The 16628-nt window shown below is 51.4% G+C and carries 10 protein-coding genes; 2 read left to right on the top strand and 8 right to left on the bottom strand.

The window, feature by feature from the left end; all coding sequences use genetic code 11:
• Positions 1-11: 11 nt before the first annotated feature.
• Positions 12-2171: a Na+/H+ antiporter NhaC family protein gene (locus ACN0YN_RS07430; RefSeq protein WP_417384372.1), complete on the top strand. Its 2160-nt coding sequence runs from the start codon at positions 12-14 to the stop codon at positions 2169-2171.
• An 89-nt stretch (positions 2172-2260) separates the two neighbouring features.
• Entirely contained in the window at positions 2261-3286 is a 1026-nt protein-coding gene (locus ACN0YN_RS07425) for a dihydrodipicolinate synthase family protein (protein WP_417384371.1), read from the top strand.
• Between the two features lie 38 nt (positions 3287-3324).
• On the opposite strand, the gene alaS is transcribed toward ACN0YN_RS07425, so the two are convergent.
• From alaS to ACN0YN_RS07385, 8 genes are all read right to left on the bottom strand, one after another.
• Positions 3325-5952 (bottom strand): alanine--tRNA ligase, encoded by a 2628-nt coding sequence (gene alaS / locus ACN0YN_RS07420; RefSeq protein ID WP_417384370.1) that lies wholly within the window; start codon positions 5950-5952, stop codon positions 3325-3327.
• The gene (locus ACN0YN_RS07415) at positions 5949-7514 is read right to left on the bottom strand and encodes a trypsin-like peptidase domain-containing protein (protein ID WP_417384369.1); all 1566 of its coding nucleotides are present in this window, start codon (positions 7512-7514) and stop codon (positions 5949-5951) included. Before ACN0YN_RS07415 ends, alaS begins: the two co-directional genes overlap by 4 nt.
• Before the next feature lie 239 nt (positions 7515-7753).
• The gene (gene recA, locus ACN0YN_RS07410; RefSeq protein ID WP_417384368.1) at positions 7754-8842 is read right to left on the bottom strand and encodes a recombinase RecA; all 1089 of its coding nucleotides are present in this window, start codon (positions 8840-8842) and stop codon (positions 7754-7756) included.
• A gap of 285 nt (positions 8843-9127) precedes the next feature.
• Positions 9128-9694 (bottom strand): class IV adenylate cyclase, encoded by a 567-nt coding sequence (cyaB, locus tag ACN0YN_RS07405; protein ID WP_417384367.1) that lies wholly within the window; start codon positions 9692-9694, stop codon positions 9128-9130.
• A 56-nt stretch (positions 9695-9750) separates the two neighbouring features.
• Positions 9751-11415, bottom strand: a complete 1665-nt coding sequence (locus tag ACN0YN_RS07400) for a multiheme c-type cytochrome (protein WP_417384366.1) — start codon at positions 11413-11415, stop codon at positions 9751-9753.
• Between the two features lie 186 nt (positions 11416-11601).
• Positions 11602-12864 (bottom strand): DUF1573 domain-containing protein, encoded by a 1263-nt coding sequence (locus tag ACN0YN_RS07395; protein ID WP_417384365.1) that lies wholly within the window; start codon positions 12862-12864, stop codon positions 11602-11604.
• Positions 12865-12989: 125 nt separating this feature from the next.
• The gene (locus tag ACN0YN_RS07390; RefSeq protein WP_417384364.1) at positions 12990-15386 is read right to left on the bottom strand and encodes an O-antigen ligase family protein; all 2397 of its coding nucleotides are present in this window, start codon (positions 15384-15386) and stop codon (positions 12990-12992) included.
• Positions 15383-16438 carry an MraY family glycosyltransferase gene (locus ACN0YN_RS07385; protein ID WP_417384363.1) on the bottom strand — a complete coding sequence of 352 codons (1056 nt, stop codon included), beginning with the start codon at positions 16436-16438 and terminating at the stop codon, positions 15383-15385. Before ACN0YN_RS07385 ends, ACN0YN_RS07390 begins: the two co-directional genes overlap by 4 nt.
• Positions 16439-16628: the final 190 nt, after the last annotated feature.

The raw sequence follows: 16628 nt of genomic DNA, 5'->3' as shown, positions 1-16628 counted from the left end.
CCTGAGGGACGATGGCGGCAATTCATTCATTGCTGATTATTTTAACCAGTTTTCTGGCACAGACCGATCAGATTACGGATGTGCCCCTCAGGAAAGAACCTGCCCGCTACGAGATTACAGCACCTCCGATTGCCGTGATCGGAATTCCCGTCAGTCAGGTCACGCTCCGTGCTCTCAAACTGGATGGAACGCTCGATACCGAATATTCGGGTCGCCCTCAGCAGATTATCGGTCTGGAATTATGGGTCAGGGACGTTGATACGGCATTGCCTCCTTTTGAAAACGGGGTACTTGAGCTCAAAACGGACCTGGCACAAAACCAGAAGGTCTTCATTACCGCCGATACAATTGTTGTTGACCCAGACAGTCGCGGTACCGCTACCGTCGAGGTATATCGCATTTCACGCTGGTTAAGCCTGCTGCCTCCCATCATCGCTGTCATTCTCGCGATCTGGTTTCGAAACATTATTCTGGCCTTACTCGTGAGCATCTGGATCGGTGCGGTCATATTAGCACATGGGAATCTCTTTCTGGGGTTCGTCCATACTCTGGATACGTTTGTGATACATGAGATCGTCGAGCCGGGCAGCAGCAGCTATTCCCATATGATGATCATTCTGTTTACGATGTTTCTGGGCGCGATGGTCGGAGTGATGTCGGCCGGCGGGGGGACTGCGGCGCTGGTCAATCGTCTGTCACGTTATGCGACGAAGCGGGAACACAGCCAGTTAATGACCTGGTTCCTGGGGCTGGTGGTGTTTTTTGATGACTATGCCAACTCTCTCCTGGTAGGAACGTCCATGCGTCCTTTCACTGACCGGATGAAAGTCTCGCGGGAGAAGCTGGCATTCCTCGTCGATTCTACGGCGGCTCCCGTATCCGGGATCGCGATTATCTCGACCTGGGTGGGGGTGGAGATCGGTTATATTGCCGATACTTACAGTAGCCTGGGAATCAGCGAAGACTACTACACCACATTTTTATACAGTCTGCCTTATCGATTCTATCCACTGCATCTGCTGGCCTTTGTCTGGTTAGTCGCCTATCTGGGCAATGATTTTGGTCCGATGCTTAAGGCCGAAACTCGCGCGATTGCTTTTAACCAGCTGGTGCGACCAGGTCGTTTTAATGTCGTTGAGGCAGAGCTGGGATCTGATAATGGGGAACTGGCACGCCGTCACCTGTTGCGCAATGCATTGATACCACTCTCGGCTTTACTGGGACTGGCCATGATTGGGCTGTGGTGGACGGGGACCATTGAGATTGATCGGCTGAATCTGGAACGGCTCCAGGAAGGGAAGCCGTTGCTCGAAAAATCGATGAGTAAAATTCTGGAGCATGCATCGCCGAACCGGGTGCTGTTGATTTCCTCGTTTCTGGCTTCTATCTCAGCTGTTGCCACTTGCAGTTTTACCAAAGCGCTCTCCCTCAATGAATGCGTTGAGGCCTGGTCTGCGGGCGCGAAGAGTATGTTCCTGGCGATTCTGATTCTGGTTCTGGCCTGGGCCGTGGCGACGGTGTGTGATGAAAATCATCTGAATACTGCGGGCGTGCTGGTGGAACTGCTATCGGGCAGCCTCTCGCCTAACTGGATGCCGACGATTACATTTCTGCTAGCGGCTGCGGTCAGTTTTGCGACGGGAAGTTCCTGGTCAACGATGGGGCTGTTAATGCCTTTGTCGATCTCATTGACTTACAGCCTGCTGGTCCCTTTGAATGAAGCGGATCCGAATCATCATCTGATGCTGGGGACAATTGGTGGCGTACTGGCGGGAGCGATTTTTGGAGATCACTGCTCCCCGATTTCAGATACAACGGTCCTTTCCTCGGCGGCATCCGGGTCTGATCATCTGGATCACGTCCTGACACAAATGCCTTATGCATTAACGGTCGCTGTCGTATCAATTGTATTTGGGTATATTCCAGTGGGATTCGGGTTCCAACCTTACATTTTATTGCCGGTCGGACTGGTGGTTTTGTTTCTCATACTGCAGTTTTATGGGAAGTCAGCCAAAGCAGAGGCCCAGAAACTCCTGGATGCCGGGGTGAGTGCTGAGGATTTTAACCTTTCTGAGGATCAGGAAACCGCTGAAGAGAGCATAACCGATACGAATGATTCAGATTCCGAGGGGGATCCAGAGTCTGCAGAAGAGTCGGTTGAAGAGGCCTGAAACTGTGTCGCCCTTTCGATTTGTATGCTATACTCTTCCTATACTCCGTAAGTTAGCGAATCTGTTTATAAGTATAGGTAGCTCCCAGAATGAATCCCCAATCCAAGCTCAGTGGAATTTTTACTCCCAATCTGGTCCCTTATGACTCCCGCGGCGAAATCAATGAGCCGGAACTCAGACGTTATATCGACTGGCTGATTGAAAAAGGGGTACACGGTCTGTATCCCAATGGTTCCACGGGGGAATTTACTCGATTCACACCAGAAGAGCGTCGACGGATCGTCGCAATTATCGCTGACCAGACACGAGGACGTGTTCCGATTCTGGCTGGTGCAGCTGAAGCGAACGTACGGGAGACCATCAAGGCCTGTGAGTATTATCATAGCCTGGGGATTCGAGCCGTCGCGATTGTGGCTCCCTTTTATTACAAATTAAGTCCGGCTTCGGTTTATGCTTATTTCAAGGAAATCGGTGACAATACACCCATCGATGTGACACTTTATAACATTCCGATGTTTGCCAGTCCCATTGATGTGCCTACGATTCAGCGTCTCTCGGAAGAGTGTGAGAAGATCGTGGCGATTAAAGATTCCTCAGGCGACATTCCTAATATGATTCGCATGATTCAGGCCGTTCGACCGAATCGTCCTGAGTTCTCATTTCTGACAGGCTGGGATGCGGCCCTGATGCCGTTACTGTTGAGTGGTGCCGACGGTGGGACCAATGCCAGTTCGGGAGTGGTTCCGGAGCTGACACGCAAGTTATATGACCTGACGATGTCGGCTCAACTGGATGAAGCCCGCCGCGTGCAGTATGACCTGTTGACCCTGTTCGATACGATGATCTATTCCGCAGAGTTTCCCGAAGGATTCCGGGCTGCTGTTGAATTACGTGGATTCCAGATGGGGCAGGGGCGACAGCCAATCACTGCGGAACAGAAGACTGACATCTCGACCCTGAGTCGGACATTGCAGTGCATGCTCTCCGAGCATGGCTTTACCAATGAGCCCATCGGTGGTTGTGCTACCGGGATTACGGAAGAGCTCGACAACAACGATGTTTCACAAATCGTGCAACGCGTTGTCGCAGAACTCAATCGCCGTAATCTTCTATAAGTTGTAGCTCGAGCAACCAGGTCCGGGTTCAATCGGAATTATGCTTCCAGTTGACTGCGGTAGTAGTCTGCGCCGGCTGAAAGTGCTTCGTCCAGTTTTTCGGGATCTTTACCGCCGGCTTCGGCCATATCGGGACGACCACCGCCGCCACCGCCTACGACCTTGGCGGCTGCTTTGACGCAGTCGCCGGCTTTGAGGCCCTGTTTTACCAGATCCGAATTGACGGCAGCCATCAACGCGACTTTACCGTCGATGACCGTTCCCAGAATCAGGGCCACCTGTTTCCCTTTTTTTCGCAGATGGTCTGCCAGCTCTCGCAATTGATCGCGTGATGCATCTTTGGCGTGATAGGCCACGATTTTGACATCGTTCACACCGGGGGCCTCTTCCAGCAGGTCATCAGCGGTTCCCGCGAGTGACTTACTGGAGAATTTAGTGAGCTGTTTTTTGGTTTCGCGGAGTTCGTCCTGCAGGTGTTGAATGCGAACCGGCAAATCGTCGGGACGTGGGACTTTCAACTGAGCAGCAATTTCCAGCAGCAGCTTCTCTGTGTTTCTGGTTTTTTCCAGTGCTTTCGGGCCGGTTAATGCATAGATACGCCGTACCCCTTTGGCGACAAGTTCTTCATTGATGATCTTGCATAAGCCGACCTGTCCTGTATTGGAAAGGTGAGTACCCCCGCAAAGTTCGGTACTGAAATCGCCCATCTGGACGACGCGGACGTAATCGGGGTACTTTTCGCCGAACAGGGCCATAGCGCCAAGGTTACGAGCGTCCTGCAACTTCATCAGTTCAGTCGTCACCGAGGCGCCTTCAGAGACGCGCTGGTTGATAATGTCTTCAATCCGGCTGATCTCTTCCGGAGTGACTGCTTTGCTGTGGGAAAAGTCAAAGCGGAGCATGTCTTCTTCCACCTTGGATCCACGCTGCATGGCGTTATCACCCAGAACCGTATGCAGGGCATGATGCAGCAGGTGTGTTGCGGAGTGGGCACGCTGGATGCCGGAACGACGTGGCTCTGCAACCTTAGCTGTCAGAGTCTGTCCCTGTTCCAGCTTACCTGTCAGCAGGTGTCCGATATGCAGATACAGGCCTGCGTTTTTCTGGGTGTTGGTGACTTCAAATTTGATTCCGTCTCCTTCGAGGAATCCGATATCACCTACCTGACCGCCGGCTTCTGCGTAGAAAGGGGTCTGGTCGAGAACAACGACAACCGGGTGAGCGTGGCCTTTCTCGACCACCGATTCGACCAGTCGGTCTTCGGCGATGATGCCCATGACTTTGGATTCCGTTTCCGTAGTCTCGTAGCCTTTGAAGTCTGTTTCACTGATTGTTTTATGAAGCGCCGTCAGCGGACCTTCTGACATGACGGAGTCCAGGAAGGCACCGCTGCCGCTGCCTTCTTTGTGCTGCTGCATCATATTATTGAACTCGGTCCGGTTCACCGACATGTTGTTCTTGGCAGCGAGCGCTTCCGTCAGTTCGATCAGGAAGCCGTCAGTCTGGTGCAGGTCGAACGCGTCTTCACCGGAGATGACTGAACTACCTGCCTGTTCGGCTGATTTCAGGAAGCCTTCAAAACGGGAGAGTCCTTTTTCGATAACGCCCAGAAACTGCTCTTCCTCTTCTTTGATTGTGCTTTGCACGTTTTCCACAGTTTTGGCGATGTCGGGATAGGGAGTTTTCATAATCTCAACAACCGCCGGTACCAGCTGATGCAGGAACGGTTCGTGTTTACCAAGCAGGTATCCTTCCAGCAGTGCGCGGCGGAGTAACTGCCTGACGACATAGCTCTCTTTTTCTCTGCCTGGATTCACGCCTTCGTGGATACTGAATGTAATGGCCCGCACATGGTCCGAGATACGGCGGATCGGTCGTCCGGATACGGCATCAAAATCGTAACCGGTGCCTACGACATCGCCGGCTGCCAGACAGAGTTGTTTGAGAGTGTCGATCTCAAAGTTGCTGCGGACTCCCTGGAGAACAGAAGCGGTCCGCTCCAGTCCCATGCCTGTATCGATATTCTTTTTGGGGAGTGGCTTGAGATTGTTGGGAGGCTCTCCCACCCGGTTGAACTGAGTGAAGACGAGGTTCCAGATTTCGACGTTGTCTTTACCACCATTGGGGTGATAGAAGATTTCACTACACGGTCCACAAACACCGTCAGGTCCGTCAGAGGGAGCACCGGCGGGCCAGAAGTTTTCGTGTTCATTTTCACGGCTGATGCGGTTCGCGGGCAGTTTGATTTCATCGTGCCAGATGTTGTACGCTTCGTCGTCGTCCAGGTAGACGGTGACGGAAAGCAGATTGGGGTCGAGTCCCAGATATTTTTTATCGGTCAGGTATTCCCAGGCCCAGTGGATGGCTTCGCGTTTGAAGTAATCGCCGAACGAGAAGTTGCCCAGCATTTCGAAGAACGTATGGTGATAGGCGGTGACGCCGACATTCTGGATATCGCCGGTTCGCAGGCACATCTGGCAGGTTGTGGCGCGGGTGAATTCCAGTTTACCCACTCCCAGAAACTGATCCTTGAACTGGTTCATTCCTGCGGGAGTAAAAAGCACGGTGCGGTCATCACGCGGGACCAGCACATCAGAGGGGCGCTTGACACAACCTTTTTCTTCAAAGAAGGAAAGATAACTCTCGCGAAGTTCGTCTGTTTTCATTGTTTCTTATTGCTTGCTGGGGGAAGGATCAGCTTTTGGCCATCCAGATATAGTAATGTTACCGGTGAATTGTTGACTTTTTGTGCTTCCTGATAGAACGAATCCGGCGTTTGAACCGCCTGTCCATTAATCTGGCTGATAAAGGCACCTTCCTTGAGCCCAGCCTCTTGAGCAGGGCTGTCCGGAGCAACGTGAGTTACGACGACAGCAGGTGGATAACTGAACGGACTGAATGTATATTTCCGGCGAGCAGTGGGATAATCGACTCTAAGTCCGCGCCAGAGAGGATGGCGATAGCGGGTTTGTACAATCCCTTCATCATCCGCTACGGGCCATTTTCCCAGTTTCACGTTCAGAGTCAACTCACGCGGTTTTTTTCCTCTCAATATTTGAACCTTTATCTCATTTCCTGCACCAGCTTTACCAACTTCACGCATCAGATCCAGATCATGCGTCAATCTCTGGCCATTCACGGACAGGATCAGGTCGTGTGGCAGCATTCCCGCCAGTTGTGCAGGTGAATGCTGTTTGACCCGGGAAGCTTCCACATAAAAGGGGGCATCCAGCCCCACGGCTCCCGGAAAGGTGCTACGTACCTGACCCCGATCCAGCGTACCAGGTTCGATGCCCAGGAAACCATATTCGGCTTCGAGACCTGCTGCCAGACTGTCGATGATTCTCAAGGTCGATTGATCAATGGGAATTGCATAGCCCACCGACTTTTCATATCCCTCGAGAGCCGCCAGTGCGGTTGTGACGCCAATCAGGTTGCCTTCCAGATCCAGCAGGGCCCCTCCGCTGGTACCCAGGTCCAGATGAGTGTCGACCTGCAGCAGGGTGCCAAAATGGTGCAGGGTTTCTTCCTTGGCAATTTCCTGGTTCAAAAAATGTTTGAAGATGGGAACCGGATAACGATGAAAATTACTGATGATGCCCCAGCTGGCACTGGGTGAACCATCGCGGGCGATAGCATAAGGGTTTCCCAGAGCGATGACGAACTGGCCTTTTTTCACGGGTTTGTTTTTGCCATAGCGGATGGGAGTCAGCGAGCGTGCGTATTCCGGAGAGAGAGGTTGTACCGGTGTGAGAACGGACAGATCACTGCGCGGGTCCGCGGCGATAATCTCTGCATAAAAACCGAGCCGGTTGGCGGTATGCACGTAAATTCGGCTTTCAGGGATAGCAGACTGTTGTGCGACCGGACCTCCTTCAGTGAGATGGAAATTCGTCAGTACCAGTACTCGATTCTGTTTGGTCGGGTCCGGAATCAGGATTCCTGAGCCAAATTCATTGGGGATAAAATTCAGATCCTGTGGATCCTGTGAAATGCTGAAACCCTGGTTCGGATCAATGCCGAACGGGGCAGGGATGCGCGATTGAAATTTCTGCTTGGGGATTTTGATTTTTGAGATCGCCACCACAGAGTTTTCTGACTGCTCAATGGCTTTGACAATCTGCTGTTGAACCGCCAGGGCAACAGTAGAAGCGTCCGGTGTTTGACCCTGGAGTGGTAAACCGCAGAGGAACGGGAGCAACAGGATTCCGGTAAGGAACGTTTTCATTAACCGCGGGCGACCAGGGGCAGAGATTGTTGGTTGAACATCTAACATGCAGGGCCTTGTATTGAAACAGAAGTGTTCTTGGGAGCGGAAAGGGACTGCTGCTTCCCGCTTTGATCGACCAAGAGTCATTTTACTGTTTTTTCAGTTAGAACCCAATGCAAAACGACCTTGAATACCGGTCGGGCATCAAGGTCGTTTTAGCATTCAGGTTGTTTTCAGCCGGGCAGCCCGGTAGTGAATCAGGCTTCGACGGTTTCTGTTTCCGGTTCAGGCTCTTCTTCAGGAGTCGGCACGACTCCTTGTGCTGCCAGAACTTTCTGTTTGATCTCTTCAGCGATTTCCGGGTTTTCTTCGAGGATGACTTTGGACTTGTCACGTCCTTGCCCCAGTCGAAGTTCACCGTAACTGAACCAGCTGCCACTCTTCTTGACGATTTTGTTTTCTACCGCCAGGTCCAGCAGGTCCAGTTCGTAATTGATTCCGCCTGTTGTGAGCATGTCAAATTCAGCGACCCGGAAGGGGGGGGCGATTTTGTTTTTGACAATTTTGGCTTTCATACGAATGCCGGTCACCGTATCCCCGTCTTTCAGAGTGGCGATGCGGCGGACATCCACACGCACGGAGCTGTAGAATTTCAATGCACGACCGCCGGGAGTTGTTTCGGGGCTGCCGAACATGACGCCGATTTTCTCACGAATCTGGTTAATGAAAATCACGGTCGTTTTCGATTTGGAAATCGCGCCGGTCAGCTTTCGCATGGCCTGGCTCATCATGCGGGCCTGCAGACCAACATGCGTATCACCAATTTCTCCATCCAGTTCCGCTTTGGGAACCAGGGCAGCGACAGAGTCGACCACGATGACATCGACGGAGTTTGATTTAATCAGCATTTCAGCAATCTGCAGCCCTTCTTCGCCATAGGTGGGCTGACTGACGAGCAGTTCGGAAATGTTGACTCCCAGTTTTTTGGCCCAGACCGGGTCCAGAGCATGTTCGGCGTCGATGAACGCGGCAATGCCTCCCTCTTTCTGAGCGTTGGCAATCACATGCAGGGCGAGAGTTGTTTTACCGCTTGATTCCGGCCCGTAGAGTTCGATGATACGACCACGGGGAAATCCTGAACCACCCAGAGCCAGGTCGAGTGAGAGTGCTCCGCTGGCGATCGAAGGAACAGCGCGGGCATTACTGCCCGTCAGCTTCATGATTGAGCCTTTGCCGAATGCCTGCTCAATTTGTCCCAGGGCGTTTTTCAGCATCCCTTCCGAATCATTGGTGCCATTTGTGCTCGGGGCAGGGGTTGCTCGTTTTGATCTTGCTTTTGCGGCCATTGAGGTCTTCCTTCAATAATATGCACTTGCCCCGCAATGAGTTCGAGTTCGTCAGGCGAAGCAACTGCCTAATTTATCGAGAATTGCGGGGACGCTATTATTGAACGCCGTCTCGACCCATGGTTTTTAAAAGAAATGTCTATTGTGGACAAAAATATATTAAAATATTTCTTCTCCTGTCACAATAGAAAACATGAGACATTTATAGCTGTCGGCAATTATTTCAGAATCTCATCAGTCTGAAAAGGAATAAAAGCGGTGAAAGATTCGAAAATCTGAAGAAGCTCATTCGGAAGCCGCTTCCGTTTCCCGATCCATCAGCATCCCCAGATAGGACAGCCGAATCTGATTGGTCAGTCCGAGAGATTTTGCCAGTTCAATGATGGCCGCTTCCGCCTCTGCAAGTTGATCTTCTTCCGCCAGCAGTTCGATTTCAGCAAAGGTTCCCAGTTCCTGAACTTCGTCGATCGTAATTTCGAACGTTTGCTGCTGGTGAGAATAGGCGTAGGGAGTGCGTCGTTTTTTGACTGTGCGGACCTGCTCGAATCCCAGCTGTTCCAGCATTTCTGCCAGTTGTTCGAACGTGGATTCACCCGATTCAAAGCCAAGTTCAATCTCTTTGCGCACCTTACTGATGGTGGCCCGTTTCGGACCTTTGTAGGTAATCCGGTTATCGGAGCCGTTACGGCGGATGCGGAGTGCCTCATCTGTTTCCGCGAAGTTCCGCGTCGGGTGAGCAAAATAGTAATCATGCTGCTCGATCGGCTCGCCACGGGTTGCCCCCAGGTGTGCCAGTCGGTCGATGAACTGATCTTTGTCTTGAATCCGGAATTTCTGTTCGACTTCCAGCATTGGCGAGAGTCATTCAAATGAAAGTGGAAAAAGCGGTCAGTGTACTTACTGAATCATTAATCGCGCCAGGGATGTTTGATTTTCTCCCAGTAGGAATCGAACTCAAATTTAGGGCTGTTATCGAGATCGTGACACTGGAAACAGGTATTCTTTTTGGCTTCGGCAAGTGTGACCCGCATCACTTTCTTTGCTTCTTCGAGTTTATCCATTTCGACCAGTTCAATATGTCCGCTGCCGGGACCGTGGCAGTTTTCGCACTGCTGGCCTAACAGATGGGGAGATTCCTGTTTGTTGACGAACCCGCTTTTATAGCGGATCACATCCTGGGGTTGCCAGCCGGTGACATGGCAGGACAGGCATTCGGGATCATAAATTCGAGAGACGATTTTCTCGCCGCGTTCAATCTGATCTTTGCGGCCGTTAATCAGACTTTCGTAAGCGTGGGCATGTGCTGTGGTGAGCCATTTTTCATAGGCTTTCGTGTGGCATTCGCCGCAGGTTTCTGCACCGACAAATGTGGCGCCCCGGGGATGATCGATGGGCAGTTCTTTCGCGGCGAGGTCTTCCTGTTTCAGACGATCCTGATAGAACTGCATGTGTTCGGCCATTTTCGGGGTATCTTTGAACCGCTGTTTATCGAGCTCAATGACAGTAAACCGGAAACGTTTTGCAGGATCTGCCTTGTCAGTCTGGTCTGGATAGTATCCGACGACTCCTGCACTTTTTCCCTTGTGGCCGACATCTACCATCATCGTTTTACCGATGAATGTTGGTTCCCCGATCGGGTCTTCTACGCCGCCTGCTGTCAGCAGAATATCGAATTCGGGGAATTTTTCAGCGAGTGCTTTGGATTCTTCTTTTTCTGACTGTGAAAGGAGAATCATCAGATCGGGTTTGGCGGCCTGCATCTGTTTTATCACGTCGGGTAATACTTTCGCTGGTTCCTGCCAGGTCATATCGGGAAACTTTTCGACATGACTTTTACTCAGGATGGAGGTGACCGCCATTTTCACGCCGCCAACTTCTACGATTTTGAATGCCGTTTTACCCAGTCCCGGAGTTTCCAGGATGAGGATGTTGGCAGCCAGAAACGTGGGAGTGGTATTGGGAGCCTGCGGTTCCGGATTGTGCAGTTGCAGGAAGATGTCTGCACCAAAACGCAGTTCTTCAGGGCCGAGTCCGACGCCTGCGTAATTCATGTCTTTCATGGACGCCAGGATGGTTTCGTATTTGATCTGACTCTGTCGGCGATTGCGTTTGACCAGGCCTCCCAGGTCGAATGCAGTCACAGGCCATTTTCGATCTTCAATCTGTTGGAAGAGATTGGCCAGCAGTGAAACGCCCCCTGTCTGATTTTGAGTACAGCCACAGGGTTCCAGGTAACCGTGGCGTTCGCCCGTCAGGACGATCGCCAGTTTGGGGGTTGGCCAGTCTGGAAACAGTGGTTTCACGGAACCGGCGGGGGCTGCTGTCTTTTTTACCGGTGTGGTTGCCTGGGGAGATTTCTCGGCAGGAGTTTCCGGGTTTGCCGCAGCAGTAGTGGAGTCTTTCTCGACAGCTGGTTCAGATGCCTGCGGCGGTTTTGAACTGGTATCTGAAGTTTTTGAATCTTCAGAAGCGGCGTTGGATTCTGGTGAGGAACTCGATTCACACGCTGTCTGCAGTGGCATCATCAGAGCTGCGAGAAGAAGAATCTGAGTTGAAATTCGGCTACTTAACATTCAGTTTGACCTTCCGTGGATGTGATTGAGGAAAGTAAACAATGGGGGAGCTTCCTCATGGTTTATCTTAGCTCAAAACATGGTGTTGCGTCAAAGTGGATCTGACCCTGGCCCTGGAAAGGTCTTCTACAATTATCTGGTTACTGGTGGTCTGAAATACAGGAATATCGCTCCCGGATTTGAATATTACAGAGAGATAAACTGAACGCGCAAGAGGATCTCTTTTGCATCCGGATGATTTGTCTGCAGTTTGACCTTGGCGAGATTTGTTTTCCCGAAAGAAACCGGAGACATACCGGCTGGAACGGCTAATTTCAATTCATAACGCTGTTTGGTTTTCGACTCAAATTTGTCGTCTTTTTTCATTTCAAATTCCAGGAAATCAGGGGAGATTTCCTGATCCACAATTTCCAGTGGCTGTTCTGTCCCTTCAACAAACATGGAAAGGATGACAGTCTTACCTTCCTTTGCCGGGAATTCACCCAGGTTCAAAACCATGGATTGGGGATTCCAATGAACACCAAATGTTGGAACAATCCGGATCGGCCCCGTGTGATTGCCTGAAACCTGAATCACAAAGTTTCGTGGCCCACCTGGTTCTGCATGCTCATGATCGTGTTTGTGATCATGGCCTTCCGGATGATCATGTGTCTCTTCGGTGCCGGGCGGCGCTAAATCAGCAGGAATGTCTGTTTTGACTGTGAGCCGCTCGGTAAAACCTCCCAGGGAAAACTGCTTGGGGTCCGCAATGGCTTCAATGGAATAGCCGCATTTTGCGTCTACTTCTTTTAATTCTTCTGGAGTGAGTGGCTTGAACTTGGAAGTCAGTCCCGGCTTACTCGATTCAATTCCCAGAATCTTAAACTCGTCCAGATATTTGGTGTGAATTTTCCCTGTAAACGAGACCGGATCGGTTGTGGCCATCGTGGGCAGAGACCAGTGGGGGCTGCCTTCATAGTCTCCGGTAAAAGCGATCAAATTGTTCGCCATGCCCTCAATCTGCAGTTTGAGTTCCTTGTTTTCCGGGTCGTTGGTGTAGATGGTGGCAGTCTGTCCGAAATTCTGCTGGGGGCTTTTAGGAGTCCAGGTCAATTCAATTTTGATTGATTCGCCGGGAGCAACCATATTTTCTTTCATTTCGCTGAGCGTGCATTTGCAGGTCGTATCCCCTTTCTGGACTTCCAGCGGTGCTTCCCCTTCATTTTTCAGAATGAAATTATGAGACAGTGACTGTCCGACAGCCATACTGCCAAAGTTGTAAAGAGACTTATCGACGACCGCTTTAGGATAGGGGCCGGTGGGGGAAATTTTCGGGCGACCCTTTGGTGTCTCTGCCTGTTTGGGAGCAGGAGCAGCAGGCTGGATATCTCCATTACCTCGACCCAGCCAGACGGTACCGGCAAGTGCTATGACAAGAGCAATGATTGCCGTAACGGCTCGTAAATTCATGATTTCACCAGCAATGAATGTAGTTTGAATAAAAAGGAGCACAATAAAATTGAGTCGGAAAATTCAGAACGAACTGAACTCCGACAGAGAACACTCCGTTATTATGGGCCGAAGCGCGGCCGAGTTCAATTCTGATTCGATTGAGTTGCGTTAATTATCTCTTTCATTCGACTTACTGTTTCTTCATTTAAGTATTTGTCCACATGCTGACCACGTCGGTTGGCCTCATCCAGTTCCATTGCGCGTTGGGCCTGGTGTCGACTTTCAGCAGGTTTGCCTGCCTCTGACAGAGCTTCTGCAAAATCAGCCCGATAGAGGGAATTATTGGGGTATCCTGCCACCGCTCGCTGGAAGTGTTCGAGAGCAGCTGTCAGGTCATCCTGCTGGTGTGAGACTTCATACTGTTGTTTCAACTGGCGGCCCAGATCGAAATATTGGCGCGGATTCAAGGGATCTCTTTGAATCGCTGCTTTTTTCAACTCGACACCCCGTTCAAACGCACTGCGATTCTGTTCTCCTTCTCGAAATTCGATCTCAGCCAAAGCCTGCCAGGGAACTGGAGAGACTGGATCCACCTGACTGGCCTGACTGAAATAACGTTGCGCATTTCGAACCGATGAGCCACGCATGAGTGACTGTTCCGCTTGTAATACGAGCGATTTCCGCTGGATTGTTGGCGCAAACGAAGACAGGATAAAGAAAAATGTCAGGATCAGGCAGACAGTCAGAGAAAGTGCTCTCAAATGTACAGGGGCTGCTGCTGGTGCAGGGCTTCGTTGCGTTTGATCTACTGAACTGACGTCTGGACTCGCTGGCTTTTCAGAGACCGGAAAAGCAAGTGCCAGCAGCAACAGCCAGGTCTGGGTGATGGCGGGCATGGCGATTCCCCCTGCGCCTGACAGATGGATACAGAGAGCAATAAAAGCGGCTCCCAGGGCAAGTGGCAGCAGTGAAGCGGTCGCATTCTCTCCTGTCACTCTCAGGTTGGCACCGGTGTTTAACATGAAAAAGAGTGCCAGCCAGCCCAGGCAGAACAACCAGAGAATCGATTCATCAATCGAGAAGACAAACAGTTGAATCCCCCAGAGCAGTGCAAATGAGAGCCCGAAACCGGACAGCAGCGCCAGTTGTGAAGGAGAAAAGTCGCTTGCGCTTAACGGGGACTGCTGTTCTGAACTTACTGCTGTAGAAGGTAGATTCATCAACCAGCGATAACAGGCCAGACAGAGGATCAACAGTAATCCTGCGAAGGCCATCAGACCTGCGTTGGCCCAGATATCGAGCATGAAGTTATGGGGGTCTGCGATTTCTTCACTGGAACCCGGCAGTTTGAATTTCAGGTAATGCGAGCGGAAGTTTCCAGGACCTGTTCCCCAGACAGGGTTTTCTTTGATGACATCCCAGGTTGCCGTCCAGTATTCGAGCCGATACTGCAGGGATTTAGGGGCTTCGGTCAACACTGCCCGGTCAAAACCTCCGCTGAAAGTCGCCAGCAGTATAAATCCACAACAGAGAATCACTGCCAGTCCTCCCCATTTGAGAACCCGCTTTTTCCAGAGCAGAGGATCGGCAGTTGTGCTCCGGCGTGACTGAAGCAGTTTCAGTAATCCCAGAGTGAACAGGCCACCGATGAGACCGACCCAGGCGGTGCGGCTCTTGGTCAAAATCAGACAGTAACCGATCAGCATGGTTGCGAGCAGGTAGATTGCAGGTTTCAACCGATTCCAGGGGGAACCGGAAGAGGCAGGCTTCTCGAAAAAACAATCCACGGTCACGGCAAATGAAAGTAGAAACCCCACGACTAACAGGCCGGCAAATGTATTTGCGAGTGCGAACAGGCCCAGTGGTTCGGAGCTGTCCAGCAGACGCCTTTCAAACAGCTCGCGAGTGCTTCCTTCGAGCGTATCGGAGGGAACTCCCATCGAAAGCAGTTTTTGTCGCGCTTCGGGAGAGTGTGTCGCATCGTACTCTTGCCGGGCCTTCTGGTATTCCTGGGAGAGCCGGTCGTACATCCAATGATGCTGCCAGATCCCATAGACTGACAGAACGACAACCGTTGTGATGAATCCGACAATCAAAGTCTGGCGGAGGTCAGAGGTGGCAAACAGTCGCCGCATCAGCGAGAAGCTGCAGCCCAGGGCAATCCATTCCCACATCATATTCAGCGCATCGCGCTGCTGTCCTTCTCCAAACCAGATCATAACCAGGGTAGAGAGTACCTGACCTGCTACCAGCAGCCAGACGGCGCAGTCCAACAGATCCATTCGAAAAGACCGGGTACGATCAGTGAGAAAGCTGGCGGCGTACAGAATGGTTACCATGAACCAGCCGAACGCGAGCGTGAGCGTGTCTCCCTCCGGGGCAGATTCCGCAGGCAGGAAGTAACGAGACAGGATCAGGAAACCTGCCAGGAACAGCTGCGTTCCCTGCAGCAGACCGGTCAGCCAGTGTAAGGAGGGGGCAACTGAGTGCGTCTCTGCCTGAGTCGGCTGTCGCGATTTGTTTTTGCGCTGTTTACTCATTCCCGATTTTTCCGACCTACATTCTCCAGGATTGTCACGATCGAAAGGACACAGAAAATCATGAGCATGACCAGCAGGGCAGCACTCCAGGACGAGACTTCATACAAAATCAAACCTCCGATTCCCGTGGTCAATGTCGCCAGGTGGATGGTGAGAACGGTATTCCGTTTACTTAATCCGAGCTCTACCAGGCGGTGTGAGAAATGGCTTTTATCCGCATGAAACGGGCTGCGACCTTCTTTCAATCGAATGATCATCACCGTACAGAAATCATACAGGGGTATCGCCAGAATGCAAAGCGGGGCCAGAATGACATGCCGACTCATGACTGTCTCAGTGTTTGATGTCGCACCGGGATAAAAGGTTCCCAGAATGGTCATTGTCGACAGGATCAGCCCGATGAAATAGCTGCCTGAGTCTCCCATAAAGATTTTTGCGGGAGGCCAGTTATGGCACAAAAAACCGGCAATCGAACCAGCCAGAATCAGCAGGACACCAGCGACCAGCCAGCGTGGTTCCCCCGTGTATCGTAACATGATTAATGCAAACAGAACTGCTGCGATCAGCCCGATACCCGAGGTCAGACCATCCATGTTATCCAGAAAGTTCAATGAGTTGACCAGGACAATGATCCAGGCAACAGTCAACAGCATTCCGATCCAGGGTTGCTGTATAAAGAGCGTTCCCCTGATGCCTCCCCATACCAGACCACCGGCAACCAGAAGTTGGATCAGCAATCGTGGTTTCCAGGAAATATTGAGCTTATCATCCAGCAGTCCCATGACAGCGAGAACGGTACCCCCACCCAGAACCATCCAGAGTTGTTCGGAGCGATAGAGAACACCATTCAGATGGGGAATGAGTTCCGCCGGAATCCATGTCGGATTGAAGTCCCATTTGACAATCAGCAGAACAACCAGTTGTGCACAAACGATCGGGATGATGACTCCCATCCAGATACCGACCCCTCCCCCCAGAGGTGTGGGGGTGACATGCACCTTACGTTGTGCAGGTTGATCAATGAGCCCCCAGCGAGGTGCCAGCTTGCGCATAGCTGCTGTAGCAAAAAACGAGATTAGGAATGATGGAACGAGGCAGGCAATAACAAAGAATAGCATTTCAAATGGCATTCAGAATGACTGAGAGGAATCGGTACTAATATGCTCTAGTGCTTTATCAAGCTTGAAACTGAGGGTTGGGGGTGTTGTTACGTGCTCCGTTATCGCACTCTCGAGATATCTA

Origin of the sequence: Gimesia sp., from assembly GCF_048260065.1 — a bacterium.
In the GTDB taxonomy this organism is placed as follows: Bacteria; Planctomycetota; Planctomycetia; order Planctomycetales; family Planctomycetaceae; genus Gimesia.
The sequence above is the reverse complement of the archived record's forward strand: the minus strand, read 5'-3'. Positions and strand labels throughout refer to the sequence as shown.

Excerpts from the sequence above, each read along its gene's own strand:
- ACN0YN_RS07430 (WP_417384372.1), top strand. The coding sequence starts at position 12 with ATGGCGGCAATTCATTCATTGCTGATTATTTTAACCAGTTTTCTGGCA.
- ACN0YN_RS07425 (WP_417384371.1), top strand. The coding sequence starts at position 2,261 with ATGAATCCCCAATCCAAGCTCAGTGGAATTTTTACTCCCAATCTGGTC.
- alaS (WP_417384370.1), bottom strand. The coding sequence starts at position 5,952 with ATGAAAACAGACGAACTTCGCGAGAGTTATCTTTCCTTCTTTGAAGAA.
- ACN0YN_RS07415 (WP_417384369.1), bottom strand. The coding sequence starts at position 7,514 with ATGAAAACGTTCCTTACCGGAATCCTGTTGCTCCCGTTCCTCTGCGGT.
- recA (WP_417384368.1), bottom strand. The coding sequence starts at position 8,842 with ATGGCCGCAAAAGCAAGATCAAAACGAGCAACCCCTGCCCCGAGCACA.
- cyaB (WP_417384367.1), bottom strand. The coding sequence starts at position 9,694 with ATGCTGGAAGTCGAACAGAAATTCCGGATTCAAGACAAAGATCAGTTC.
- ACN0YN_RS07400 (WP_417384366.1), bottom strand. The coding sequence starts at position 11,415 with ATGTTAAGTAGCCGAATTTCAACTCAGATTCTTCTTCTCGCAGCTCTG.
- ACN0YN_RS07395 (WP_417384365.1), bottom strand. The coding sequence starts at position 12,864 with ATGAATTTACGAGCCGTTACGGCAATCATTGCTCTTGTCATAGCACTT.
- ACN0YN_RS07390 (WP_417384364.1), bottom strand. The coding sequence starts at position 15,386 with ATGAGTAAACAGCGCAAAAACAAATCGCGACAGCCGACTCAGGCAGAG.
- ACN0YN_RS07385 (WP_417384363.1), bottom strand. The coding sequence starts at position 16,438 with ATGCGCAAGCTGGCACCTCGCTGGGGGCTCATTGATCAACCTGCACAA.